Origin of the sequence: Blastococcus xanthinilyticus, assembly GCF_008124835.1 — a bacterium.
GTDB lineage: Bacteria > Actinomycetota > Actinomycetes > Mycobacteriales > Geodermatophilaceae > Blastococcus > Blastococcus xanthinilyticus.
Map to the genome: position 1 here is coordinate 12,435 of NZ_VNHW01000010.1, position 20,899 is coordinate 33,333.

Annotated in this window: 25 protein-coding genes; 13 read left to right on the forward strand and 12 right to left on the reverse strand. The window is 75.3% G+C overall.

The features are described from left to right. Positions 1-183 precede the first annotated feature (183 nt). Positions 184-1,218 carry a DUF4037 domain-containing protein gene (locus BD833_RS15260; protein ID WP_208092694.1) on the reverse strand — a complete coding sequence of 345 codons (1,035 nt, stop codon included), beginning with the start codon at positions 1,216-1,218 and terminating at the stop codon, positions 184-186. A 132-nt stretch (positions 1,219-1,350) separates the two neighbouring features. Between BD833_RS15260 and BD833_RS15265 the strand changes: the two genes are divergently transcribed. Further along, on the forward strand, positions 1,351-1,851 hold the full coding sequence (locus BD833_RS15265; protein ID WP_166534014.1) for a DUF1648 domain-containing protein: 501 nt from the start codon (positions 1,351-1,353) through the stop codon (positions 1,849-1,851). A 5-nt stretch (positions 1,852-1,856) separates the two neighbouring features. Here BD833_RS15265 and BD833_RS15270 read toward each other — a convergent pair whose 3' ends face one another. After that, entirely contained in the window at positions 1,857-4,106 is a 2,250-nt protein-coding gene (locus BD833_RS15270) for a helicase C-terminal domain-containing protein (protein WP_166534015.1), read from the reverse strand. A gap of 52 nt (positions 4,107-4,158) precedes the next feature. On the opposite strand from BD833_RS15270, the gene BD833_RS15275 reads away from it, so the two are divergent. Genes BD833_RS15275 through BD833_RS15285 form a run of 3 tightly spaced genes read left to right on the forward strand, consistent with a single transcriptional unit; the run spans position 4,159 to position 6,648 of the window. Continuing rightward, entirely contained in the window at positions 4,159-4,716 is a 558-nt protein-coding gene (locus BD833_RS15275; RefSeq protein WP_166534016.1) for a hypothetical protein, read from the forward strand. A 49-nt stretch (positions 4,717-4,765) separates the two neighbouring features. Then, positions 4,766-4,996 carry a hypothetical protein gene (locus tag BD833_RS15280; RefSeq protein ID WP_166534017.1) on the forward strand — a complete coding sequence of 77 codons (231 nt, stop codon included), beginning with the start codon at positions 4,766-4,768 and terminating at the stop codon, positions 4,994-4,996. Further along, the gene (locus BD833_RS15285; protein ID WP_166534018.1) at positions 4,993-6,648 is read left to right on the forward strand and encodes an AMP-binding protein; all 1,656 of its coding nucleotides are present in this window, start codon (positions 4,993-4,995) and stop codon (positions 6,646-6,648) included. The genes BD833_RS15280 and BD833_RS15285 overlap by 4 nt, the downstream gene beginning before the upstream one ends. A 3-nt stretch (positions 6,649-6,651) precedes the next feature. Here the strand turns inward: BD833_RS15285 and BD833_RS15290 are convergent, their stop codons facing one another. Beyond that, positions 6,652-7,419 carry an endonuclease/exonuclease/phosphatase family protein gene (locus BD833_RS15290; RefSeq protein WP_166534019.1) on the reverse strand — a complete coding sequence of 256 codons (768 nt, stop codon included), beginning with the start codon at positions 7,417-7,419 and terminating at the stop codon, positions 6,652-6,654. A 75-nt stretch (positions 7,420-7,494) separates the two neighbouring features. On the opposite strand from BD833_RS15290, the gene BD833_RS15295 reads away from it, so the two are divergent. Then, positions 7,495-8,061 (forward strand): nucleotidyltransferase family protein, encoded by a 567-nt coding sequence (locus BD833_RS15295; protein WP_166534020.1) that lies wholly within the window; start codon positions 7,495-7,497, stop codon positions 8,059-8,061. On the opposite strand, the gene BD833_RS23480 is transcribed toward BD833_RS15295, so the two are convergent. Then, positions 8,048-8,293, reverse strand: coding sequence for a hypothetical protein (locus BD833_RS23480; RefSeq protein ID WP_424945174.1), 246 nt, complete (start codon positions 8,291-8,293; stop codon positions 8,048-8,050). The two genes, BD833_RS15295 and BD833_RS23480, sit on opposite strands and share 14 nt — an antisense overlap. Positions 8,294-8,370: 77 nt before the next feature. Beyond that, positions 8,371-8,727, reverse strand: a complete 357-nt coding sequence (locus BD833_RS15305) for a YidH family protein (RefSeq protein WP_166534021.1) — start codon at positions 8,725-8,727, stop codon at positions 8,371-8,373. Between the two features lie 120 nt (positions 8,728-8,847). On the opposite strand from BD833_RS15305, the gene BD833_RS23545 reads away from it, so the two are divergent. After that, positions 8,848-9,240, forward strand: a complete 393-nt coding sequence (locus BD833_RS23545; RefSeq protein WP_166534022.1) for a cold-shock protein — start codon at positions 8,848-8,850, stop codon at positions 9,238-9,240. Here BD833_RS23545 and BD833_RS15315 read toward each other — a convergent pair. Together BD833_RS15315 and BD833_RS15320 are read right to left on the reverse strand one after the other, a co-directional pair. Then, positions 9,237-9,689, reverse strand: a complete 453-nt coding sequence (locus BD833_RS15315; protein WP_243737692.1) for a DUF2771 family protein — start codon at positions 9,687-9,689, stop codon at positions 9,237-9,239. The genes BD833_RS23545 and BD833_RS15315 overlap by 4 nt on opposite strands. Further along, the gene (locus BD833_RS15320; protein WP_243737693.1) at positions 9,686-11,134 is read right to left on the reverse strand and encodes an MFS transporter; all 1,449 of its coding nucleotides are present in this window, start codon (positions 11,132-11,134) and stop codon (positions 9,686-9,688) included. The genes BD833_RS15315 and BD833_RS15320 overlap by 4 nt, the downstream gene beginning before the upstream one ends. Before the next feature lie 190 nt (positions 11,135-11,324). Here BD833_RS15320 and BD833_RS15325 point away from each other — a divergent pair, with 190 nt between their 5' ends. Then, positions 11,325-12,077, forward strand: coding sequence for a DUF3027 domain-containing protein (locus BD833_RS15325; protein WP_166534024.1), 753 nt, complete (start codon positions 11,325-11,327; stop codon positions 12,075-12,077). Positions 12,078-12,086: 9 nt separating this feature from the next. Here BD833_RS15325 and BD833_RS15330 read toward each other — a convergent pair whose 3' ends face one another. Then, on the reverse strand, positions 12,087-12,302 hold the full coding sequence (locus BD833_RS15330; protein WP_166534025.1) for a DUF2530 domain-containing protein: 216 nt from the start codon (positions 12,300-12,302) through the stop codon (positions 12,087-12,089). Positions 12,303-12,406: 104 nt separating this feature from the next. On the opposite strand from BD833_RS15330, the gene BD833_RS15335 reads away from it, so the two are divergent. The 5 genes from BD833_RS15335 to thpR are packed head-to-tail and all read left to right on the forward strand — an operon-like array spanning position 12,407 to position 16,857. Further along, complete coding sequence (locus BD833_RS15335; RefSeq protein ID WP_208092695.1) at positions 12,407-13,975, forward strand: NCS2 family permease; 1,569 nt, start codon at positions 12,407-12,409, stop codon at positions 13,973-13,975. Between the two features lie 40 nt (positions 13,976-14,015). Next, the gene (locus BD833_RS15340) at positions 14,016-14,450 is read left to right on the forward strand and encodes a MarR family winged helix-turn-helix transcriptional regulator (RefSeq protein ID WP_166534026.1); all 435 of its coding nucleotides are present in this window, start codon (positions 14,016-14,018) and stop codon (positions 14,448-14,450) included. Between the two features lie 47 nt (positions 14,451-14,497). Beyond that, complete coding sequence (locus tag BD833_RS15345) at positions 14,498-15,832, forward strand: MFS transporter (protein WP_166534027.1); 1,335 nt, start codon at positions 14,498-14,500, stop codon at positions 15,830-15,832. A 57-nt stretch (positions 15,833-15,889) separates the two neighbouring features. Then, positions 15,890-16,276 carry a hypothetical protein gene (locus BD833_RS15350; RefSeq protein ID WP_166534002.1) on the forward strand — a complete coding sequence of 129 codons (387 nt, stop codon included), beginning with the start codon at positions 15,890-15,892 and terminating at the stop codon, positions 16,274-16,276. Between the two features lie 11 nt (positions 16,277-16,287). Further along, positions 16,288-16,857: an RNA 2',3'-cyclic phosphodiesterase gene (gene thpR / locus BD833_RS15355; RefSeq protein ID WP_243737718.1), complete on the forward strand. Its 570-nt coding sequence runs from the start codon at positions 16,288-16,290 to the stop codon at positions 16,855-16,857. Here the strand turns inward: thpR and BD833_RS15360 are convergent. Further along, positions 16,824-17,792, reverse strand: a complete 969-nt coding sequence (locus BD833_RS15360) for an aldo/keto reductase (protein WP_166534028.1) — start codon at positions 17,790-17,792, stop codon at positions 16,824-16,826. The two genes, thpR and BD833_RS15360, sit on opposite strands and share 34 nt — an antisense overlap. Before the next feature lie 27 nt (positions 17,793-17,819). On the opposite strand from BD833_RS15360, the gene BD833_RS15365 reads away from it, so the two are divergent. Further along, positions 17,820-18,653 (forward strand): thioesterase family protein, encoded by an 834-nt coding sequence (locus BD833_RS15365; protein ID WP_166534029.1) that lies wholly within the window; start codon positions 17,820-17,822, stop codon positions 18,651-18,653. Between the two features lie 115 nt (positions 18,654-18,768). Here the strand turns inward: BD833_RS15365 and BD833_RS15370 are convergent, their stop codons facing one another. From BD833_RS15370 to BD833_RS15380, 3 genes are read right to left on the reverse strand one after another with little or no spacing between them, the layout of a single operon-like run. Beyond that, positions 18,769-19,464: a TetR/AcrR family transcriptional regulator gene (locus BD833_RS15370; protein ID WP_208092696.1), complete on the reverse strand. Its 696-nt coding sequence runs from the start codon at positions 19,462-19,464 to the stop codon at positions 18,769-18,771. Beyond that, complete coding sequence (locus tag BD833_RS15375) at positions 19,380-20,180, reverse strand: ABC transporter permease (protein ID WP_208092697.1); 801 nt, start codon at positions 20,178-20,180, stop codon at positions 19,380-19,382. Before BD833_RS15375 ends, BD833_RS15370 begins: the two co-directional genes overlap by 85 nt. Then, positions 20,177-20,896: an ABC transporter ATP-binding protein gene (locus BD833_RS15380; protein WP_166534030.1), complete on the reverse strand. Its 720-nt coding sequence runs from the start codon at positions 20,894-20,896 to the stop codon at positions 20,177-20,179. The genes BD833_RS15375 and BD833_RS15380 overlap by 4 nt, the downstream gene beginning before the upstream one ends. Between the last annotated feature and the right edge of the window lie 3 nt (positions 20,897-20,899).

Genomic DNA, 20,899 nt, shown 5'->3' on the forward strand with positions numbered 1-20,899 from the left:
ACGGCGACGGTCCCTTCCGGGTGCGGCACGGTGCTCGTGAGTACGGGTGCCCGCCTCGCTGCTCGTCGGCATGCTCCCCGCGGGGTGGCGGCCGGGCCACTGGTGGTCGTGCGCGGACACCGGGCTGCAGGGTTCGTTGGCCCGTTGGCCGGTTGGCAGCCGACAGGAAGGTGCGTTGAACGGCTACGTGAGCGGGTCGGCCGAGCGCCATAGCGTCGCAAGGCGTCGGTAGTGAGCGGGGGTGCTGAGCACCTCCGCGTGGTCGGTGACGTGGTCGACGCTGCCGATCGGCGGCAGGCCCTGCAGGAACGGGTCGGTGACGGTGGACAGCAGCGCGCCGGTGAATCGGTCGGCCATGAGCACCTGCGCCGGCCGTCGGTGGTACGTGCCGATTCGGACGGGGACCGGTGTGGTCAGCCCTGCGGCGTTGTGCCGGTTACCGAGGGCGACCCAGGCATCGGCCAGGGCGGCCTCCCGATCCGGTGCCGCGTCGGCGGACAGCACCCGGTTCAGGTGCTCGGGCAGTCCGTCGGCGTGCGCTCCGCCGGCGAAGGCGGTGCCCAGCCACTTGTCGTAGGGCGCGTAGCGGCGGTCGAGCAGCAGAGCCAGCCGCATCATCTCGCGTACCAGCCGCGCTGCGACCACCGCGGAGCCGGTGGCGTCGCCGACCTCAGCGGTGCGGGCGACGAACGCCTCGTCCTGGGCCAGGCGGTGCCACTGGCACGCCAGCAGCCACCGCCACACCTGCTCGGGGTACCAGGAGAGCGCACTCCGGACGGCGGCCAGGGAACCGCACCCGTCCGTGTGTCCGGCACCGGAAACCACGCCGAGCAGCCGTTGCTGCGGGGTGAGCAGCCAGTCCAGGGTGCTCATGCCGCCGGTGGCGTCGATGCCGAGGAAGTCGGTCAGCCACCGGTGCAGCGTGGTGACGGTGACGTGATGGCGCGGGGTGACATCGTCCCAGCCGAACCGTACCGGCCAGCCGGCGAAGGACTCCGGGAGTTGGGCGTCGAGCAGGCGTCTGACGTCGGGCGCGTGCTCGCCCTCGGACAGGAACACCAAGAGGCGGGGGCCCCAGCCGTGATCCGTGGAGCGCTCGGTGTCGTATCCGAGCACGTCAGAACCCCAGCCCAGCAGACCGGCTGCGTGCGGCTCCCCGGCGAGCAGCGGCGCAACGGCGTCCCAGTAGAAGGCGGCGGAGAGCTCTGTGGCGGGCACGAACCGGACGGCATCCACCGGGGGAACCCTGCCAGGCAGGACCGGCTGCGCCCGTGGATTTTCCCCTGCGCGTCGCCGTCCACGGTGCCGAGGACGACATCTCTTGCCGGCGAAGGGCGCTAGGTTCGACCTATGGGCAGCCCGCGGGCGTGGTTCACCGTCGCCGCCGGCCTGTACGTCGCCGTCTGGGCGTGGTCGTGGACCAGGCTGCCGGAGCGGGTGCCCGTCCACTTCGGCGCCGGTGGAGAGCCTGACGACTGGAGCAGCCGCGGCGCCGCGCTGCTGACGACCGGGCTCCTGGGCCTGGGCACGGCGCTGCTCTTCGTCGGCTGCGTCCGGCTGGTGCGGCGGACTCGGGGGGAGTGGCTGAACGTCCCCAACCCCCGCTACTGGAAGCATCCCGAGAACCTCGCCCGGCTGCGGGAGCTGGCGGCCGGGGACCTGTGGCTGTTCGGCGCCTGGACGGTGCTGCTGCTCGCCGGCGTCGACTGGCTGATCGTCCGGGCGGCGACGGCGGAGGACCCCGGCCTCGGGTGGTGGCCGCTGGCGCTGGTGGCCGGCTACCTCGCCGGCGTCGTCGGCCGGACGGTGTGGATGTACCGGCGCCGCTACGCGGTGCCCGAGGACGGCTGAACGGGTCAGCCGGCGTCGTCGGTCTCGACCAGGGCCACCGAGGTGATCCGGTGGACGGCGAACGTGCGGTTCTCCCCGCGCCGCTCGTCGTAGCCGGAGAGGAAGCCGCCGGCCAGCGACACCGGCTGCACGACCCGCTGGCTCCCGCTGCCCTGGGCGTCGACGTAGCCCAGCCACACCGGCACGCCCTCGCGGACGGCCCGGGAGAGCAGTTCCAGCGTCGAGGCGGTCGTCACCCCGGGCACCTGCCGCACCGCCTCGCCGCGGCGGGCGGCCAGCGCGGCATCCCCGGCGCGGATCTCGCGCACCGTGGCGGCCACCTCCTCCGGGCCCAGGGGCCGCGGCGGGGGGTGCGACTCGCTGCCCGTGCGCCGGCCGGCGGCCCGCGGCCGCGCGGGCGGCCGGGTCAGGACCGCGCCCCCGGGGTTCTCGCCCGCCGGCGCGTACCCGGCCTCCCGCAGCACGGTGAGCACCTCGTCGGCGCCCAGCCCGCTGACCAGCACCCCGGGCGCCAGCCGGCGCAGCTCCGCCGACGCCGTCCGCCGGTCGTTCTGCACCTGGGACAGCAGCCCGTGGTCGTCCGAGCGCACGTACGACTCGATCGCGCCGACCCGCAGCCGGCCGTGCTGGCGGGCGACGTCGGCGATCAGGTAGTCCAGCGCCTGCGGCACGGGCGTGCGCGACGCCCGGGCGAAGAAGTCGTGCAGCTCCGTCGCCGACCAGCCGGCGTCCAGCGTCCGCCGCACGCTGCCCTCCGACACCCGGAACACCGTCGCCCCACCCGAGGACTCGACGTCGGCGACGACGGCGAGGGTGTCGGCGAGCTCGGCGACCAGCGGCCCCGGTGCGACCAGCGAGAGGTCGGGCTGGGCGAGCACGTGGTCGACCGGCTCGGGCAGCAGCCCGCGCATCCCGTCGGCGGCGCCGTCCTCCCCGGCGGCGAGCAGCCCGCGGCCGGCCGTGGACAGCACGCCGGACACCAGCACACCGAGCCGGGCGGCCTCGGTCAGCATGTCGGGCACCGGCGCCAGCCGGTCGGCCCGCCGGGGGGTGCGCCACCGCAGCAGCGCGGTGAGGTCCTCGGGCGCCAGCCCCGACCCGGCCGGCTGCTCGGCGAGCACGGCCAGCGCCGAGCGGCGGATCGCCGGCGCGGTGTGCCGCACCAGCTCGGGGGAGAGCGGGTTGGTCGACTTCCCCGCCAGGTCCCGGACCCCCACCAGCGAGGGCAGCCGCACCGCCTCCAGCCAGCCCGCGGCCAGCACGGCCCACCGGTCGGCGAGGTCCTGCTCCCGCCACACGTCGTACGCCCGGGTGGGCAGCCACTCGTCGCGGTGCGGGCCACCCACGTCCAGCAGCCCGGCGGTGAACGCCAGCTCCAGCAGCCAGGCCACCTCGGGCTCGGCCACGTGCAGCGCCTTCGCCAGCCGCTTCTGGTCGCGCACGCCCACGCCGCCGCTGCGCAGCAGCCCGGCCGGCTCCTCCTCCAGCAGCACGAGCAGCTCGCCGACCCGGCCCACGCTCTCCAGCGCCGCCCCCGCCGCCCGGCGGTCGAGCGTCGCCGGGTCCTTCGTCACCACCGCCGGCTCGGGGCGGCGCCGCGGCGGGCCGTAGGGGGCGGTGCCGCGCAGGAGCAGCCCGATCTCGCGGGGCAGCTCGACGTTCAGCGCGTCGATGCGGGCCAGCAGGCCGCGCTGCAGCAGCCGCCGGGCCGGGGTCGAGGCGCCGTTCGGGCTGTCGGGCAGGTGGCCGACCGGCCGGTCACCGGCCAGCTTCTCCAGGACGGTGCGCTCCTCCGGGGCGAGCTCGGCGACCGCGACGGGCAGGTCGGCCGGCAGCGGCACCCGCAGGTCGGCGGCGCGGCGGCCCAGCCCGGCCGGGTGCCGGACGGCGCGGCGCACCGGCTCGGGGGCGTGCAGGACCTCGTCCCCCCACAGCAGCGCCCGGGTGGTGAGCCGGTCGACCGCGGCGGTGAGGACGTCGTCGGGCACCCCCGGCAGCGCCGCGACCAGCTCGTCGGGCGGCAGCCCGTCGGTGGGCGCGAGCAGCACGACGTCGAGCACCTGGAGCGTGGCGGCGTCGAGCTCGTCGAGCGCGCGGTCGACCGACACCGGCACCGCCAGCCGGCTGGCCAGCGCCACCACGTCGGACGGCGCGGGGCGGGCGACGTCGGGCCGCGCCGCCAGCAGCGCGGCCAGGTGCTCGTCGCTGCGGGTGCGCAGCCAGGCGGCGAGCGTCGCGGGGGCTTCCGGAGACATCCGGTCCACGCTACGTCGGGGCATCCACCGGCGCTGCTGCCAGCATGGTCGGGTGCACCCAGCGAGTGAGGACCCCGCCACCCGGACCGCCCTGGACGCCCACCAGGTGGGCGCCCTGCGCTGGCTCGGCGGCGGGGTGATCGCCGTCGTCCTCGGCGCCCTGCTGGCCGTCGCGGCCGTGGCGGTGGCCGGGAACGGGGACGGGCGGATCCCGGGGGCCGGGCTGGCCGTGGTCGTCCTGGTCACCGGCGGGCTCGTCGCCGTCGTCGTGGGCACCGGCGCGCTGCTGCGCACCCACCGCTGGCGCCGCGCCCTGGCCGGCACCTCCTGGCGGGTCGGCACGCTGCGGATCGCCGGACCGGGCGCGCTGTCCTTCGAGCCGGCCGGCTACGACGAGCTGACCGGCGACCCGGTCCGGCTGCGCCTGCTCAGCACGGCGGTGTGGCGCACGCGGGCGGTGCAGGCCCTCGACGGCGGCACCGTCCGCGCCGCCCCGGTCGGGGGGAACCGGTGGGTGCTCACCGCCGAGGGCGCGGGCACCGTCTACGGCGCGCGGGAGGTCGCGGCGGGGCGGCGGCGTGCGCCGGGGGAGCCCGATCGGCCAAGATGAGGGGGAACGGTGCGCCGAGCGGTGCACCCGTACCGCAGACGGAGGCGTCATGGCCAAGCGCAACGAGAAGCAGGCGCACCTGGTGGAGCCCACCTGGGGCGAGAGCGAGGACGGCGGCCCGCCGCTGACCGAGCTCTCCGCGTCGGTCGCCGGATCGCTCAACCCGTTCGGGCAGGACCACAGCTTCCCGCTCCCGGCCGACCGGCTGCGCTACGCGCACCCGACCGACAAGCCGAACCGGGCGGGACTGCAGACGCCCGAGGGGCGGCGTCGGCGGTGAGCACCCCCGCGCTGCCGTCCTACAGCAGCGGGACCTCCACGGTCCCCCTCCTCGGTGACACGATCGGGGCCAACCTGGACCGGACGGCAGCGCGGGTCGGCGACCACGAGGCGCTGGTCGAGTGCGCCACCGGCCGCCGCTGGACCTATCCCGAGCTCGTCGCCGACGTCGACGCCTGCGCCCTGGGGCTCGACGGCCTCGGCGTGCGCAAGGGCGACCGGGTCGGCATCTGGGCGCCCAACTGCGCGGAGTGGGTCTTCGTCCAGTACGCGACGGCGAAGCTCGGCGCGATTCTGGTCAACATCAACCCGGCCTACCGCACCCACGAGCTGGCCTACGTGCTGGAGCAGGCCGGCATCTCGGTGCTGGTGTCGGCCCCGGAGTTCAAGACCAGCGACTACCGGGCGATGGTCGCCGAGGTGCGCGGCGACTGCCCGGAGCTGCGCGAGGTGCTGTTCCTCGGCTCGCCGGAGTGGGACGCGCTGATGGGCGCCGGGCGGGCGGCGGACCGCGGGCTGCTGGCCGAGCGCGAGACCGAGCTCTCCGCCGACGACCCGATCAACATCCAGTACACCTCCGGGACGACGGGCTTCCCCAAGGGCGCGACGCTCACCCACCACAACCTGCTCAACAACGGGTTCTTCGTGGGCGAGGGCTGCGGCTACACCGAGGCCGACCGGGTCTGCATCCCGGTGCCCTACTACCACTGCTTCGGCATGGGGATGGGCAACCTCGGCGCCACCTCGCACGGCGCCACCATGGTCATCCCGGCGCCGGGCTTCGACCCCGCGCTGACGCTGAAGGCCGTCCAGGACGAGCGGTGCACGTCGCTCTACGGCGTCCCGACCATGTTCATCGCCGAGCTGGGGCTGCCCGACTTCGCCGAGTACGACCTCTCCAGCCTGCGCACCGGCATCATGGCCGGCTCCCCGTGCCCGGTCGAGGTGATGAAGCGGGTGGTCGCCGAGATGGGCATGACCGAGGTGACCATCTGCTACGGCATGACCGAGACCTCCCCGGTGTCCACCCAGACCGGCGCCGACGACGACCTCGAGCGGCGCACCGCCACCGTCGGGCGGGTGCACCCGCACCTGGAGGTCAAGGTGGTCGACCCGGCCACCGGGCTGACCGTGCCGCGCGGCATCCCGGGGGAGTTCTGCACCCGGGGCTACTCGGTGATGCTCGGCTACTGGGAGGAGCCGGAGAAGACCGCCGAGGTCATCGACCGCGCCCGCTGGATGCACACCGGCGACCTCGCCGTCATGGACGACGCCGGCTACCTCAACATCGTCGGCCGGATCAAGGACATGGTGATCCGCGGCGGCGAGAACGTGTACCCGCGCGAGATCGAGGAGTTCCTCTACACCCACCCCGACGTGGTCGACGCCCAGGTCATCGGCGTCCCCGACGAGCGCTACGGCGAGGAGCTCATGGCCTGGGTGCGGCTGCGGGAGGGGGCGGAGCCGCTCACGACCGAGGCGCTGCGCGAGTTCTGCGCCGGCAAGCTGGCCCACTACAAGGTGCCGCGGTACGTGAAGGTCGTCGACGAGTTCCCGATGACGGTCACCGGCAAGATCCGCAAGGTCGAGATGCGCCAGGTGTCGGTCGAGGAGCTGGGCCTGCAGTCCGCGGCGGCGGTCAGGAACGCCTGAGGGTCAGGCCGCTTCCACGGGGACGACGAGGGCCTGGTGGTCCGACAGCGGCAGCCGCACCGCCTCCGCTGCCGCGGTCGCGCGCAGGCCGCCGCGCACGAGGACGTGGTCGAGCTGCCGGGTCGGCCGGGGCGCCGGGAAGGTGGCCGCGGTGGCGATCGGCCGGAGGCCGCTGTGCCGGGCGGCCGCCCGCTGCTGCATGTTGAGGTCGCCCATCAGCACCAGCGGCTCGCGGGTGCCCTGCAGCGAGCGCACCAGCGTGCGCAGCTGCCGCCCGTTCCAGCCGGGGATGAACGACAGGTGGGTGTTGCACACGGTGAACTGGCCGAACGGCCCGTCCAGGACGGCGGCCACCGCGACCCGCGGCTCGTCCCGCGCGAGGAACGGCCGGCGGGACTGCGGCGACCACAGCGGCACGCTGACCTGCAGCGGCGCCAGGCGGACCACCCGCCACGACACCACCGGGTAGCGCGACAGCAGCGAGATGCCGTAGCTGGCCGACCCCGGCTGCTCCTCGCCGGTGGCGGCCATCCAGGTGCCGCCGGGCGTGCCGGAGAGCGCGGCGACGAACTGCGAGTCCACCGCGCCCATCGCCTCGGCGGCGACCGCGGTCAGGTCGGCACCCAGCGAGCGGGGCTGGTCGCGGTCCACCTCCTGCAGGCCGAGGACGTCGGCGTCCAGGCTCTTCACCGCCGCGGCGAGCCGGTCGACGTCGACCCGGCCGTCGTCGAGCGAGCGTCCGTGCAGGAGGTTGAAGGTCGCGATGCGCACCCGCTCCCTGTGCCCCGCGGCCCGGCGGATCTACCCCTCCGTGTGCCGTCGGCCCGTACGGGTAGCAGGCGCTGGGTGCAGACGTCCCCCCGCGAGCAGGTGCACGACCTCCTCAAGCGCACCGCCGTCGCGCTGAAGCAGGCCGACGTGCCGTTCGCGCTCTGCGGCGGCTACGCCGCCTGGGTGCGCGGCGCCCCCGAGCCCGACCACGACGCCGACTTCCTGGTGCCGGCGGGCGAGGCGGAGCGGGCGGCGAAGGCGCTGGCCGATGCCGGCCTGCAGGTCGTCGACCCGGCGGAGGACTGGCTGCTCAAGGTGGTGCGGGACGACGTCTTCGTCGACGTCATCTGGCGGAGCTGTGGGCGCCCCGCCGAGCCCGACCTGGTCGACCGGGCCGAGGTGCTGCCGGTGCTCTCGGTGCAGATGCCGGTCATGGCGCCGACCGACATCGTCGTCTCCAAGCTGATGGCCCTCGACGAGCACTACTGCGACTTCGGCCGCCTGCTGCCGGTCGCCCGGGCCATGCGCGAGCAGGTGGACTGGGACCTGGTCGCCCGCGAGGTGGACGGCAACGACTTCGCCGTCGCCTTCCTCGTCCTGATCGACCGGCTGGGCATCGTCCCCGGGGTCAGCCGGGGATGAGGACGGCGACCGCGGCGGCCAGCGCGGTGAGCACGACGCCGGCGGTCGCGGCGCCGACCAGCACCGGGCTGGACGCGTCCACCCCCTGAGCGCCGGCGTTCCGGAGCTGCCGGGAGCGCAGCGGCACGAGGGCGCCGAGGATCGCCAGGCCGACGAGGGCCGCCAGTCCCGCGGCGACGACCAGCGCGGGCCGGTCGGCGCTGACCGCACGGAACCCGATGAGCCCGGCCACCGCCAGGACGCCGAGCCCGGTGCGCTGCCACGCCAGGTCGGTGCGCTCGCCCGCGACCCCGGGCGCCTCCTGGCCGGTCAGCGGAGCACCTCCAGCGCCACCAGCACCCCCACCACGACCACCACGGTGGCGACCGACGCGGTCGCGGCGGGCACCACCCAGCCCTGGGGCAGCGGCCGGTCGGCGCGGATGGCCGCCTCGTTGGACCGCCAGCGGTGGTACCCGGCCAGGGCGGCGCCCAGACCGATCAGCACCAGCGCCAGCGCGATCGCCGCGCTGGCCCAGGCGACCCCGAGGTCCGGCGCGTAGGTGGCGACGGCGACCCCGCCGGCGACCAGCGCCAGCCCGGTGCGCAGCCAGGCCAGCAGGGTGCGCTCGTTGGCCAGGGTGAACCGGTAGTCGGGGTGGTCGGGGCCGTCCGCGGGCTCGGGCACCGGGTCAGGGTAGGTGGCGACGCGGAAAAGGCAGGTCCGGGCGGTGGCACCCGGCGGTTAACCTGTGCAGCGAGCGGCGCTCGTGCCGCCGTCGACTTCCAGCGAGGATGAGGATCCACCGTGCCCACCGGCAGAGTGAAGTGGTTCAACGCGGAGAAGGGGTTCGGCTTCCTCTCCCGCGAGGACGGCCCGGACGTCTTCGTGCACAAGGACGCGCTGCCCGGCGGAACTGACCTCAAGCCCGGCCAGCGCGTGGAGTTCGGCATCGTCGCCGGCCGCCGGGGCGACCAGGCGCTGCAGGTGCGGCTGCTGGACCCCCTGCCGTCGGTGGCGGCCACCGTCGCGGCGGCGAGCCGGAAGAAGCCCGACGAGCTGGTGCCGATCATCGAGGACCTGATCAAGCTGCTGGACGACGTCTCCGAGGGGCTGCGCCACGACCGGCACCCCGACCGGGGTCACGCCCGCAAGGTCGCCTCGGTGCTGCGCGCCGTCGCCACCGACCTCGAGGGCTAACCGCCGGCGCGCAGGAAGCCGACCGGCCAGGCGGCGGTGAACTCACCGCACTCGCCGCCGGCGTCCTCCACGACGACCAGGTAGAAGGCCGCCGGGGCGACGTCGGAGGAGTTGATGCCGTCGAAGGTCTCCGTGCCCTCGGGGACGTCGACCTCGCCGATCACCTCCTGCAGCTCGTCGTCGAACACCTGCACCTGCCAGCCGCGCTCGGCGATGCTCTCGGGCACCGTCAACGTGATCGCGGTGTCGGGGGAGACCTCGACGATCGGCGGCGTGGTCTCGTAGCGCTGCCCCTCGCCGTCCAGGCAGTACTGGGTGGGCCGGGCGGTGACGTCCTGGCCGCCGGTCTGCACCCGGACGTCCTCGGCGGTGGCCGGCTCGCCCGCGCACGCGGCCAGCGAGCCGGCCGTGGCGAGGGCGATCAGGAGCGAGGGGGCGGTCGGTCTCACGACCACGACGGTCCCACCGGGGGTGCCGGCGGCTCCGGGGACCCCGTCGCGGCGGCCGGGCGCCGGCTGCGGTAGAGGCTCCAGAGGATCAGCGCCACCGCGAGCCCGAGCAGCGCGGCCGCGACGGTGAAGCCCAGCCAGCCGGTGGGCGGCAGCGCGATGCCGAACGCGCCGCCGACCACCCAGGCCAGCTGCAGCACCGTCTCGGAGCGGGCGAACGCCGAGGCGCGCAGGCGGTCGGGGACCTCCCGCTGGATGATCGCGTCCAGGGACACCTTGCCCAGCGCGTTCGCGACGGCGGCGACCCCGGCCACCAGGATCGCCATCCCGAAGCCGTAGAAGACGGCGGCGACGACCGTGACCGCCGCGGCCGCGCCGGCGGCGTAGAGGACCAGCTGGTCGGGGGCGGCGCTGTGCATCCGGGACCCGACCGCCGTCCCGAGGAAACTGCCCGCGCCGGCCGCCGCGGCGATCGCCCCCAGCGCCAGGGTGGCCTCCCAACCGTCGGAGAAGGTGGCCTGCACGAGGAACGCCGAGAAGATGGTGAGGAAGCCGCCGAGCCCCCGGAGCGCGGCGTTGGCCCGCAGCGCCAGCACGACGTGCGGGCTGACCCGGCGCCGCCGGCGACCGGCCACCGGGAGCTCGGCGGTGCGCAGCACGTCGGCGGGCTCCTCGCCGGCGGGCACGTCGACGTGCGGGGGGAGCCGGACGGCGAGCACCGCGCCGGTCAGGAACACCCCGGCGGTCGCCCACAGCTCCCAGTCGAACCCGATGAGCGCGGCGATCCCGGCGGCCAGGCCGCCGGCCACCCCCGCCGTCGCCAGCCCGAACACCGACAGCCGTGCGTTCGCCGAGGTGAGCGACATCGGGCCCGGCAGCACCCGCGGGACCACCGCCGCCCGCAGCACGTTGTGCGCCTTGGACAGCACGAGGACGCCGAGCGCCGCCGGGTACAGCCAGAGGTCGTCGAAGTGCGCGGCCATGACCAGCGCGAGGACCGCTCGCCCGGTCAGCGAGCCGGCCAGCGCCCAGCGGCGGCCGCGCTGGAGGCGGTCGAGCGCGGGTCCGATGACCGGGGCGAGCAGGGCGAACGGCGCCATCGTCACCAGCAGGTAGAGCGCGACGTTGCCGCGCTGGGCGTCGGTGGTGGCGGCGAAGAACAGGGTGCCGGCCAGCGAGACGGCGATCATGGCGTCCCCGGCCATGTGCAGGGCGTTGACCCACAGCAGCTGGGTCAGCCCGCTCTCACCCGCGCCGTCGGCCCGGCTGGCGGCCCGCACGCGCCGCGCCGCGGCGGCGCTCAGCTCACGGCTGCGCGCGGCGGCGACCCGGGTGACGGTGAGCTTCGGCGGCTGCTGGGGCTGGGCCCGGGGCTGGCCCTGGGGCTCGGTGGGGGGCTCGGGCTGGGGGTCGGCACCCGCCCGGGGCGCCGGCGCGGTGGGCATCGGCCGGGTCTGCGGCCTGGGTACGCCCAGAGGAGTGGTGTCCACCCGGTCGGGCCCCGACGGGGCCGGTCGCCGGGACAGCCGCGTCCGCCGGCGCACACCGGAGGGGCGGCGGGAGGGGGACACGCGCCCATGGTGCCGCACCGACCTGGGAGTGCGGTCGCAGACGTCCGCCCCGGCGTCGGCCACAATGGGGGACGTGTCCGAGTCCATCGCCCGCGCCGCCGCCGTCGAGACCGCCGGGAGCCCCGACCTGGTGGGGGACCACCTGGGCGCCGTCCCCGAGTCCGACGCCGGTCCGGTCCTGGGCGAGGTGCGCACGCACACCTTCGCCAGCCGGCTCCCCGGCTACGTCGGGTGGCACTGGGCGGTGACCGTCGCGGCGGTGCCCGGCGAGGACCGGGTGACCGTCGACGAGGTGGTCCTGCTCCCCGGTGACCAGGCGATCCTGGCGCCGGCCTGGGTGCCGTGGCACGAGCGGCTGCGCCCCGGCGACCTGTCGGTGGGCGACGTGCTCCCGGCCACCGAGGACGATCCCCGGCTGGTCCCGACCTACACGGTCGACGACGACTCCGCCGACGACCCGGAGGGGCGGGTCGTGGCCCGCGAGATCGGGCTGGGCCGGGAGCGGGTCATGTCCCTCGAGGGACGCTCGGAGGCGGTGGCGCGCTGGAACGCCGGTGAGTTCGGGCCCTCGTCGCCGATGGCGCGCCAGGCCCCCGGCCCCTGCGCGACCTGCGGCTTCTACCTGCCGCTGGCCGGCTCGCTGCGGCAGACGCTGGGCGCCTGCGGCAACGCCTACGCCCCCGGCGACGGGCGCGTGGTCGCCGCCGACTACGGCTGCGGGGCGCACAGCCAGGCCACGCTCGTGACGGTGGAGGAGACCGAGGTGGTCACCTCCGCCCGCTACGACACCTCGGAGTACGACGTCCTCACCGACTGACCCCACCGGTCAGTCGTGGCGCCCCCTGCGGTCCTGCAGGCGCATGACGCCCAGCCCGAGGACGGCCAGCCCGATGGCGGCGACGCAGGTCCAGGTCCACATCCGGTCGACCCGGTCGCCGAGCAGCAGCAGGACGACCAGGGCCACCGCCCACAGCGCCATCCCCGCCAGCACGACGCGGACGGTGTCGACCTGCAACGGGGGCGGGGCCTGCTTCTGTGGCACGGGGGCACCCTAGGCGTGCGGTTGGTCACGAGCGAGCCCGGCAGGCCCGCGCATGTGGCACGCTGTCGCCGCTCGTTGGCCGCCCGCACCTCCGGAGAGTCCGCATGCCGCAGAAGTCCCGTCCCTCCGGTGGCGCCACCGCCGCGGGCGCCGCTCCGGCCGCTGACGGTGGCACCCCGGCCGACGTCTCGGCCGGGACGCCCGGGCCGCGGCGCAGCGAGGGCCCCCGGGTGCGGCCGAAGAACGGCCTGGACCGCTACTTCGAGATCAGCGCCCGGCGGTCGACGGTCGGCCGCGAGGTGCGCGGTGGGCTCACCACCTTCTTCACGATGGCCTACATCGTGGTGCTCAACCCGATCATCCTGACCAGCATCGCCGGCCCCGACGGCACGCCGGGCGCCGACGTCGAGGGCACCGTGCTGCCGTTCGGCTCGATCGCCGCGGTGACCGCGCTGCTCGCCGGCGCGCTCACGCTGCTCATGGGCGTCGTCGGCCGCTACCCGTTCGCGCTCGCCACCGGACTGGGCATCAACGCGCTGGTCGCCGTCTTCGCCGCCACGCAGCTGACCTGGCCGGAGGTCATGGGCCTGGTCGTGCTCGAGGGCCTGCTGATCACCGTGCTGGTGCTCACCGGCTTCCGCCGGGCGGTGTTCGAGGCCATCCCGGCCCAGCTGAAGACGGCGATCGCCGTCGGCATCGGCTTCTTCCTCGCCATCATCGGCCTGGCCGACGCCGGCATCATCCGGCCGGGCAACCCGCTGATCAGCTTCGGCATCGGCGGCCAGCTGGCGGGCTGGCCGATGCTGGTCTTCGTCGTCGGCCTGCTGCTGTCCAGCCTGCTGGTCGTCCGCAAGGTCAAGGGCGCGCTGCTCATCGGGATCGTGGTCACGACCGTGCTGGCCATCGTCGTCGAGGCGATCGCCGAGGTCGGCCCGCGGTTCGGTGCCGACGGCGCGGAGAACGCGCGCGGCTGGGCGCTGCAGGTGCCGGCCCTGCCCGAGGACGTCGTGGGCAGCCCCGACTTCTCGCTGCTGGGCAACTTCTCTCTGTTCGGCGGGTTCGAGCGGATCGGCGTCCTCGCCGCACTGCTCATCGTCTTCTCGATCATGATCGCCGACTTCTTCGACACCGTCGGCACGGTGACCGCCGTCGGTGCCGAGGGCGGCATGCTCGACGAGAACCGGAACCTGCCCCGGTCGCAGCCGGTGCTGCTGGTCGACTCCCTGGCCGCCGCCGCGGGTGGCGCGGGCAGCGTCTCGTCGAACACCACCTACATCGAGAGCACCGCCGGGGTGGCCGACGGCGCCCGGACCGGGCTGGCCAGCATCGTCACCGGCCTGCTGTTCCTGGTCGCGGTCTTCTTCACGCCGCTGGTCGCCGTGGTGCCCTCGGAGGCCGCCGCCCCGGCGCTGGTCATCGTCGGCGCGCTGATGATCAGCCAGATCAAGTACCTCACCTGGGACGACATGTCCCTGGTCATCCCGGCGTTCCTCACCATCGCGCTCATGCCGTTCACCTACTCGATCACCAACGGCATCGGAGCGGGCGTCATCAGCTTCGTGCTGCTGCGGGTGGCGGTCGGCCGGCGCCGGGAGATCCACCCGCTCATGTGGGTGGTGGCCGCGATGTTCCTCGTCTACTTCGCCCTCGAGCCGCTGCAGCAGCTGTTCTGAGCCGACGGGCCGCGGCCGAAGGTTAGGTAGGCTAGCGATCGTGGGTCGGACGACGCTCGACACCGCCGCGCTCGCGCACGAGCTGCGGCTGGCCGTCATGCGCTTCTCGCGCCGGCTGCGCAACCAGCGGGTCGACACCTCGGTGACCCTCACCCACCTCGCCGCGCTCTCCACCCTCAAGCAGCACGGGCCGATGAGCCCGGGGGAGCTGGCCGGGCACGAGCGGGTGCAGCCGCCGTCGATGACCCGCGTGGTCGTGGCCTTGGAGACCGCCGGTCTGGTCACCCGGACCCCGCACCCCACCGACGGCCGGCAGGTGGTCATCGAGCTCACCCCGGCGGCCGAGGAGATGCTCACCGCCGAGGCGCAGGCGCGCGAGGCGTGGCTGGCCGGCCGGCTGCACGAGCTCACCGTCGAGGAGCGCGCGGTGCTCCGCGAGGCGGCCGAGATCATGGGCAAGCTCGCCGGTGGGTGACCTGCACGAGCACTGACCAGCGGACGACGTCGGAGCAGGGGAGCGGCATGTTCCGCGCCCTCCGGGTGCGCAACTACCGCCGCTACGCCTCGGCGAACCTGCTCAGCCTGACCGGCACCTGGATGCAGCGGATCGGCCAGGACTGGCTGGTGCTCCAGCTGTCCGACGACAACGGGGTCGCCCTCGGCCTGATCACCGCGCTGCAGTTCGGCCCCTCCCTGCTGCTCAGCATGTACGGCGGGGTGCTGGCCGACCGCTACTCCAAGCGCCGAATCCTGCTGGCCAGCCAGGCGGCCATGGGCCTGCTCTCCCTGGTCCTCGGCATCCTCGTGGTCACCGACGCCGTGCAGCTGTGGCACGTGTTCGTGCTGGCCGGGGCGCTGGGCTCGGTCTCGGCCGTCGACGCGCCGGTCCGGCAGGCGTTCGTCTCCGAGATGGTCGGCCCGGCCCTGCTCACCAACGCGGTGAGCCTGAACTCCACGATCTTCAACGGCGCCCGGCTGATCGGCCCGGCCCTGGCGGGGCTGCTCATCGGCGCGGCCTCCGGGGACACCGCGCCGGCCTTCTTCCTCAACGCGGCCAGCTTCGCCTTCACCATCTACGCCCTGGCCGGCATGCGCACCGACGAGCTGCAGCCCAGCCCTCCGGTGGCGCGCGGCAAGGGTCAGCTCCGGGCGGGCCTGGCCTACACCTGGGCGCACCCGGACCTGGTGCTGGCCATGGGGCTGGCCTTCGTCGTCGGCACCTTCGGCTTCAACTACCAGGTCACCATCGCCCTGATGGCGCGGGAGACCTTCGACCTGGGCGCCGAGGCGTTCGGGCTGCTGTCCACCGCCTTCGCCGTGGGGTCGCTGTCCGGCGCGCTGCTGTCCACCCGCCGCAGCGTCCGGCCCCGACAGCGGTTCCTGGTCGGCTCGGCGGTGCTGTTCGGGACGATGACGGTGGTGGCCGGCCTGATGCCGAGCTACCTGACCTTCGCCCTGCTGCTCGTCCCCACCGGTGCGGCGGCGCTGGTGTTCAGCGTGGCGAACAACAGCTTCGTGCAGCTGGGCGTCGAGCCGCAGATGCGCGGCCGGGTCATGGCGCTGTACTTCATGTGCTTCATGGGCGGCACGCCCGTGGGCGCCCCGCTCGTCGGCTGGATCTCCGAGCACCTCGGGGCGCCCTGGGGGCTGATCCTGGGCGGCGGGGTCTGCGTCGTCGCCGGGCTGGGCGCCGCCGCCCTGCTGGCCCGCCGCCGGTCGGTGCGGGTCGAGCTCGGACGGCGCCCGCTGCAGGCGCGGCTGGTGATCGGGCCGCAGCGGCCGGCCGTCCCGCCCCCGCAGGTGCGGGCCGTGGCGGAGAAGGCCGCCGAGCAGGCGCCGGGCCAGCAGTCGGTCTGAGCCCGCCCGCGCGCGTACCGTCGAGGCCACCGATCCACCCGCGCGCTGGGGGACGACATGGCCACCGCACTGCTCGAGCTCGTCGCGCTGCTCGCCGTCTTCGCCGCGCTGGTCGCCGGCGCTGGCCCGCTCGCCCGGTGGGCGGAGGAGTGGACCGCCCGCCGTCGCGCCGCCCGTTCCCCGGCGCCGACCGCCCGGCCGCTGCAGGCGGTCGCCGCCGACCTGCGCCGGCTCGGCCGCCAGGTGGAGCTGGTGCCCCCCGGCTCGTCGATGGTCCGGCGCCGCGCGCTGATGGCGGCCTACGACGACGTGCTGGCGGAGGCGGCAGGCATGGTGGGCGTCGACTGCCGGCTGGCCACCGTGCCCGAGGGCCGGGCGCGGGAGGTCGAGCGGCTGCGCGTCACCTGCGCGCTGCGGGCGGCCGGGCTGCGGGTGGAGGGCTGAGCGCCCACCGGCTGTTCGTCGCCGTCGACCCGCCGGAGGCCGCCCGGCGGCACCTCGACGCCGCGCTCGACCCGCTGCGGGACGCACCCGGTGCGCCGCGGTGGGCCCCGCCCGCGACGTGGCACCTCACGCTGCTCTTCCTCGGCCAGGTGCCCGATCCGGTGCTGCCCCGGCTGGTCCCCGCGGTGGGCGCCGCCGTCGCCGGAGCGCCGGCCATGAGCCTGCGGCTGGCCGGCGGCGGGCGGTTCGGCCCGGCCCGGCGCCCGCAGGTGGCCTGGGCCGGTGTGGAGGGGGACGTCGCCGCGCTGGCCGAGCTCGCCGACCGGCTGGCCGGCGCCGCGCGCGCCCTCGGGCTCGCGGTCGAGGAACGCCCCTTCCGCGCGCACCTCACGCTCGGCCGCTGGCGCCCCGGCCGGCCCGCCGACGGCACCCTGCCCGACCGGCTGGCCGGCTACCGCGGCCCCGGCTGGCCGGTCCGGGAGGTCCGGCTCGTGGAGAGCCGGCTCGGTGCCGGCGCCCGCCACGAGACCCTCGCCGCCTGGCCCTGCTACCAGGCGTACTCCACCGGTGCGGGCCGGTAGCCGGGGAAGATCTCGTCCAGCGCGGCCAGCTGCTCGTCGTCCAGGCGCACCTCCAGGGCCCGCAGGGCGCCCTCGAACTGCGCCATCGTCCGGGGGCCGACGATCGGCGCGGTGACCGCCGGCTGGTGCAGCAGCCAGGCCAGGCCGACGTCGGCGGGGTCCTGCCCGACCTCCCGGCAGAGCGACTCGTACCGCTCCAGGGCGGGGCGGTGCCGCTCCACCCGCTTCTGCTGGCGCTCCTCGTAGCGGCGTCCGCCGTCCTGCTTGCCGAGGACGCCGGCCAGCAGGCCGCCGGCCAGCGGGCTCCACGGGATGACGCCGATGCCCAGGTGCTGGGCCGCGGGCAGCACCTCGAGCTCCACGTGCCGGGTGAGCAGGTTGTAGTGCGACTGCTCGCTGACCAGGCCGAGGAAGTGCCGGCGGTCGGCTGCGCCGTTGGCCGCGACCAGCTGCCACGCGGCGTGGTTCGACGACCCGACGTAGAGCACCTTGCCCTGGGCGACCAGCGTCTCGCAGGCCTGCCAGATCTCCTCCCACGGCGTGGCCAGGTCGACGTGGTGGAACTGGTAGAGGTCGATCCAGTCGGTCCGCATCCGGCGCAGCGAGGCCTCGCAGGCGCGCACGATGTTGCGGGCGGAGAGGAACGTGTCGTTGGGCCAGTCGGACATGCCTCCGTAGACCTTGGTGGCCAGCACGGTCCGCTCCCGGCGCTCGCCGCCCTGGGCGAACCAGCTGCCCAGGACCTCCTCGGTGCGGCCCTTGCCGGCGTCGAAGCCGTAGACGTTGGCGGTGTCGACGAAGTTGACCCCCTCGGCGAGCGCCCGGTCCAGGATCGCGTGGGAGTCGCCCTCCTCGGTCTTCCAGCCGAAGTTCATCGTGCCCAGGCACAACCGGGAGACCTGCAGGCCGCTGCGGCCCAGGTGGGTGTAGTCCATGCCCGGCACCCTGGCACCCTGGTCGCCGTGCCGCAGGACGACCAGCTCCCTCCCACCGACTCCGAGTTCGACCGCGCGACCGCCGTCCGCCGGGCCGAGGGCGGCGGCTTCACCGCCGATCTCCAGCCCGGCTGGGATGTCGGCAGCGGCATCCTCAACGGCGGGTACCTGCTCGCGGTGACCGCGCAGGCCGCGCTCGCCGACAGCCCGCACCCGCACCCGGTCGCGGTGTCGGCCAGCTACCTGCGGGCGACCCCGCCCGGCCCGGCCACCCTGGCCGTCACGCCCGGACCGGTGGGTCGCACGCTGGCGCACACCGCCGTCGTCCTGAGCGGCGCCGCGGGGCCCACGCTGAGCGTGCAGGTGACGACGGCGACGCTCGGCGACGACGCCCCGCTGCGCGCGGTGCCGGCGCCCGACGCACCCCCGGTGGAGGAGTGCCTGGAGGCCGTGCCGGGCGCCGAGATGGGTGGGCACCCCGTGCCGGCCGTGGGGCTGCGGCACCGCGTCGAGACCCGCCTGGACCCGGCCACGGCGGGCTGGGCGACCGGCAACCCGTCGGGGGAGCCGGTGATGCGGGCCTGGCTGCGGCTGGCCGACGGGCGCGAGCCCGACCCGCTGGCGCTGCTGCTCTTCGCCGACGTGCTGCCGCCCACCAGCTGGTCGATGGGTCTCATGGGCTGGGCGCCGACGGTGCAGCTGCAGGTGCTCGTGCGGGCCCGGCCGGCGCCCGGCTGGTGCCTGGCCGAGGCGCGGGCCAACGAGGTCGCCGGCGGCTGGCTGGACGAGGAGTACCGGATCTGGGACTCCACCGGCCGGCTGGTCGCGCAGAGCCGCCAGCTCGCCCGCGCCCCCCGCTGACCGCGCCCCGGAATGATCAGGTCGCCTGATCGTTCCGGGTCCTGGCTCACGGTGGACGGTGAGCCAGGACCCGTCATGGTGAGCCAGGACCCGTCATGGTGAGCCAGGACGCCGGTCAGCGCCGGGGCAGCTCGATCTCGCCGGTCAGGTAGCGCTGCACGGTCGGGCCGACATTGGCGACCAGCTCCTCGGCGGTGGCGGTGGCCAGCGGCTCGATCCGCAGCACGTACCGGCCGACGACGAGGCCGATCAGCTGCGAGGCGGCCAGCGAGCCGCGGATCTCGGCCTCGCGGGGCGGCAGGCCCAGCGTGCCCACGACCCGGCGGAGCACCTGGCTGACCAGGAACTCGCGCAGCAGCCGCGCCGACCACTCGTTGGTGATCGCCGACCGCACCAGCGCGAGCGCCGCCGGCCGCGTCGGGCCGTCCCACACCGTCAGCAGCAGCCGGACGACGTTGCGCCCGAGGTCGTCCCGGCCGCCGGCCAGCAGGTCCGGCAGCAGCTCGGCCGGATCGGCCGGCGCCTCGATGGCGGCGAGGAAGAGCTTGTCCTTGCTGCCGAAGTAGTGGTGCACCAGCGCGGGGTCCACGCCGGCCGCCGCGGCGATCTGCCGGATGGTGGCGCCGTCGAACCCCCGCTCGGCGAAGGCCTGCCGGGCAGCGGCGAGGACGGCGTCCCGGGTGTCGGGGTTGCCGGGGCGCCGTCCGGTCGGCCGGTTGCGTGCCGTCAGCTGGTCCTCCTCCGCAGGGTCGCCGCCGCCAGGGCGAGGGCGAGCAGGGCCGCGCCGGCCACGATGCCGACGTCGGCCCACATCGTGCCCGTCGCCTCCGCGGACCGCCCGACCTCCTGCAGCGCCTCGACCGCGTAGGTGAGCGGGAGGACGTCGCTGACCGCCTGCAGCCAGCCGGCCATCTGCTCGCGCGGCACGAGCAGGCCGCAGAGGAAGAACTGCGGCAGCACGATCACCGGCATGAACTGCACGGCCTGGAACTCGCTGCGGGCGAAGGCGCTGGCCAGCAGGCCCAGCGCCACGCCCAGCACCGCGTCGACGACGGCGATGAGCACGACCAGCCACACCGAGCCGGTCACCTCGAGGTCGTAGACCGTGGTGGCCACGCCGACCGTGACCACCGCCTGCAGCGCCGCGGCCGACCCGAAGGCGAGGCCGTAGCCGAGCAGCAGGTCGAGCCGGGACACCGGCGTCGTCAGCAGCCGCTCCAGCGTGCCGGAGGTGCGCTCGCGCAGCATGGCGATGCTCGTGACCAGGAACATCACGACGAAGGGGAAGATCCCGAGCATCGTGAGCCCGACCCGGTCGAAGGTGCCGGGCTGGCCCGGCAGCGTGGGCACGTCCTTCCAGAGCAGGTAGAGCAGTCCCAGGAGCAGGCTGGGCAGCACCAGCAGCATCGCGATGGTGCGGTGGTCGTGCCGCAGCTGCCGGAGGACCCGGCCGGCGGTCGCCGTGGTGAGCCGGGGGCTCAGGTGCGCCGCCGTGGTGCGCGGGCGGTCGGTCGTCGCGGTGGTCATGCCGGGCTCCCCTCGCGGGCGCGGACGACGTTGAGGAACGCCGCCTCCAGGTCGTCGGACCGCCCGTCGGCGCGCAGCCGGGCGGGCGTGGTGTCGGCGAGCAGGGCGCCGTCGCGGAGCAGGAGCAGCCGATCGCACCGGGCGGCCTCGTCCATCACGTGGCTGGAGACCACCAGCGTCGTCCCGGCGCGGGCGAGGGCGTGGAACTGCTCCCAGAGCTCGACCCGGAGCACCGGGTCCAGGCCCACGGTCGGCTCGTCGAGCACGAGCAGCTCGGGGTCGCCCACCAGCGCGCAGGCGAGCGAGGCCCGCCCGCGCTGACCGCCGGACAGGTCGGCGACCAGCTGGCCCGCGGCGTCGGCGAGGCCGACGTCCGCGACCGCGGCGTCCGCCGCCCGGGCGCCCCTGCCGTAGAGGGCGGCGAAGTAGCGGGCGTTCTCCCGGACGGTCAGGTCGGCGTAGACGCTCGGCGCCTGGGTCACGTACCCGACGCGGCTGCGCAGGGCGGCGGAGCCGGCGGGCCGGCCCAGGACGGTGACCGTGCCGGAGCGCACCCGCTGCACGCCGACCAGCGCGCGCATCAGGGTGCTCTTGCCGCTGCCGCTCGGGCCGAGCAGGCCGGTGACCCGGCCCGCGGGCACCGTGAACGACAGCCCGGGCAGCACGCGCCGCCGGCCGCGGTCGACGACGAGATCGGTGACGGTGACGGCGTCCATGAC

What these genes read in the sequence shown, in the direction of transcription:
- BD833_RS15265 (WP_166534014.1), top strand. Translation starts at nt 1,351, where the DNA reads ATGGGCAGCCCGCGGGCGTGGTTCACCGTCGCCGCCGGCCTGTACGTC.
- BD833_RS15270 (WP_166534015.1), bottom strand. Translation starts at nt 4,106, where the DNA reads ATGTCTCCGGAAGCCCCCGCGACGCTCGCCGCCTGGCTGCGCACCCGC.
- BD833_RS15280 (WP_166534017.1), top strand. Translation starts at nt 4,766, where the DNA reads ATGGCCAAGCGCAACGAGAAGCAGGCGCACCTGGTGGAGCCCACCTGG.
- BD833_RS15320 (WP_243737693.1), bottom strand. Translation starts at nt 11,134, where the DNA reads ATGCCCACCGCGCCGGCGCCCCGGGCGGGTGCCGACCCCCAGCCCGAG.
- BD833_RS15325 (WP_166534024.1), top strand. Translation starts at nt 11,325, where the DNA reads ATGGGGGACGTGTCCGAGTCCATCGCCCGCGCCGCCGCCGTCGAGACC.
- BD833_RS15335 (WP_208092695.1), top strand. Translation starts at nt 12,407, where the DNA reads ATGCCGCAGAAGTCCCGTCCCTCCGGTGGCGCCACCGCCGCGGGCGCC.
- BD833_RS15345 (WP_166534027.1), top strand. Translation starts at nt 14,498, where the DNA reads ATGTTCCGCGCCCTCCGGGTGCGCAACTACCGCCGCTACGCCTCGGCG.
- BD833_RS15350 (WP_166534002.1), top strand. Translation starts at nt 15,890, where the DNA reads ATGGCCACCGCACTGCTCGAGCTCGTCGCGCTGCTCGCCGTCTTCGCC.
- BD833_RS15360 (WP_166534028.1), bottom strand. Translation starts at nt 17,792, where the DNA reads ATGGACTACACCCACCTGGGCCGCAGCGGCCTGCAGGTCTCCCGGTTG.
- BD833_RS15375 (WP_208092697.1), bottom strand. Translation starts at nt 20,180, where the DNA reads ATGACCACCGCGACGACCGACCGCCCGCGCACCACGGCGGCGCACCTG.
- BD833_RS15380 (WP_166534030.1), bottom strand. Translation starts at nt 20,896, where the DNA reads ATGGACGCCGTCACCGTCACCGATCTCGTCGTCGACCGCGGCCGGCGG.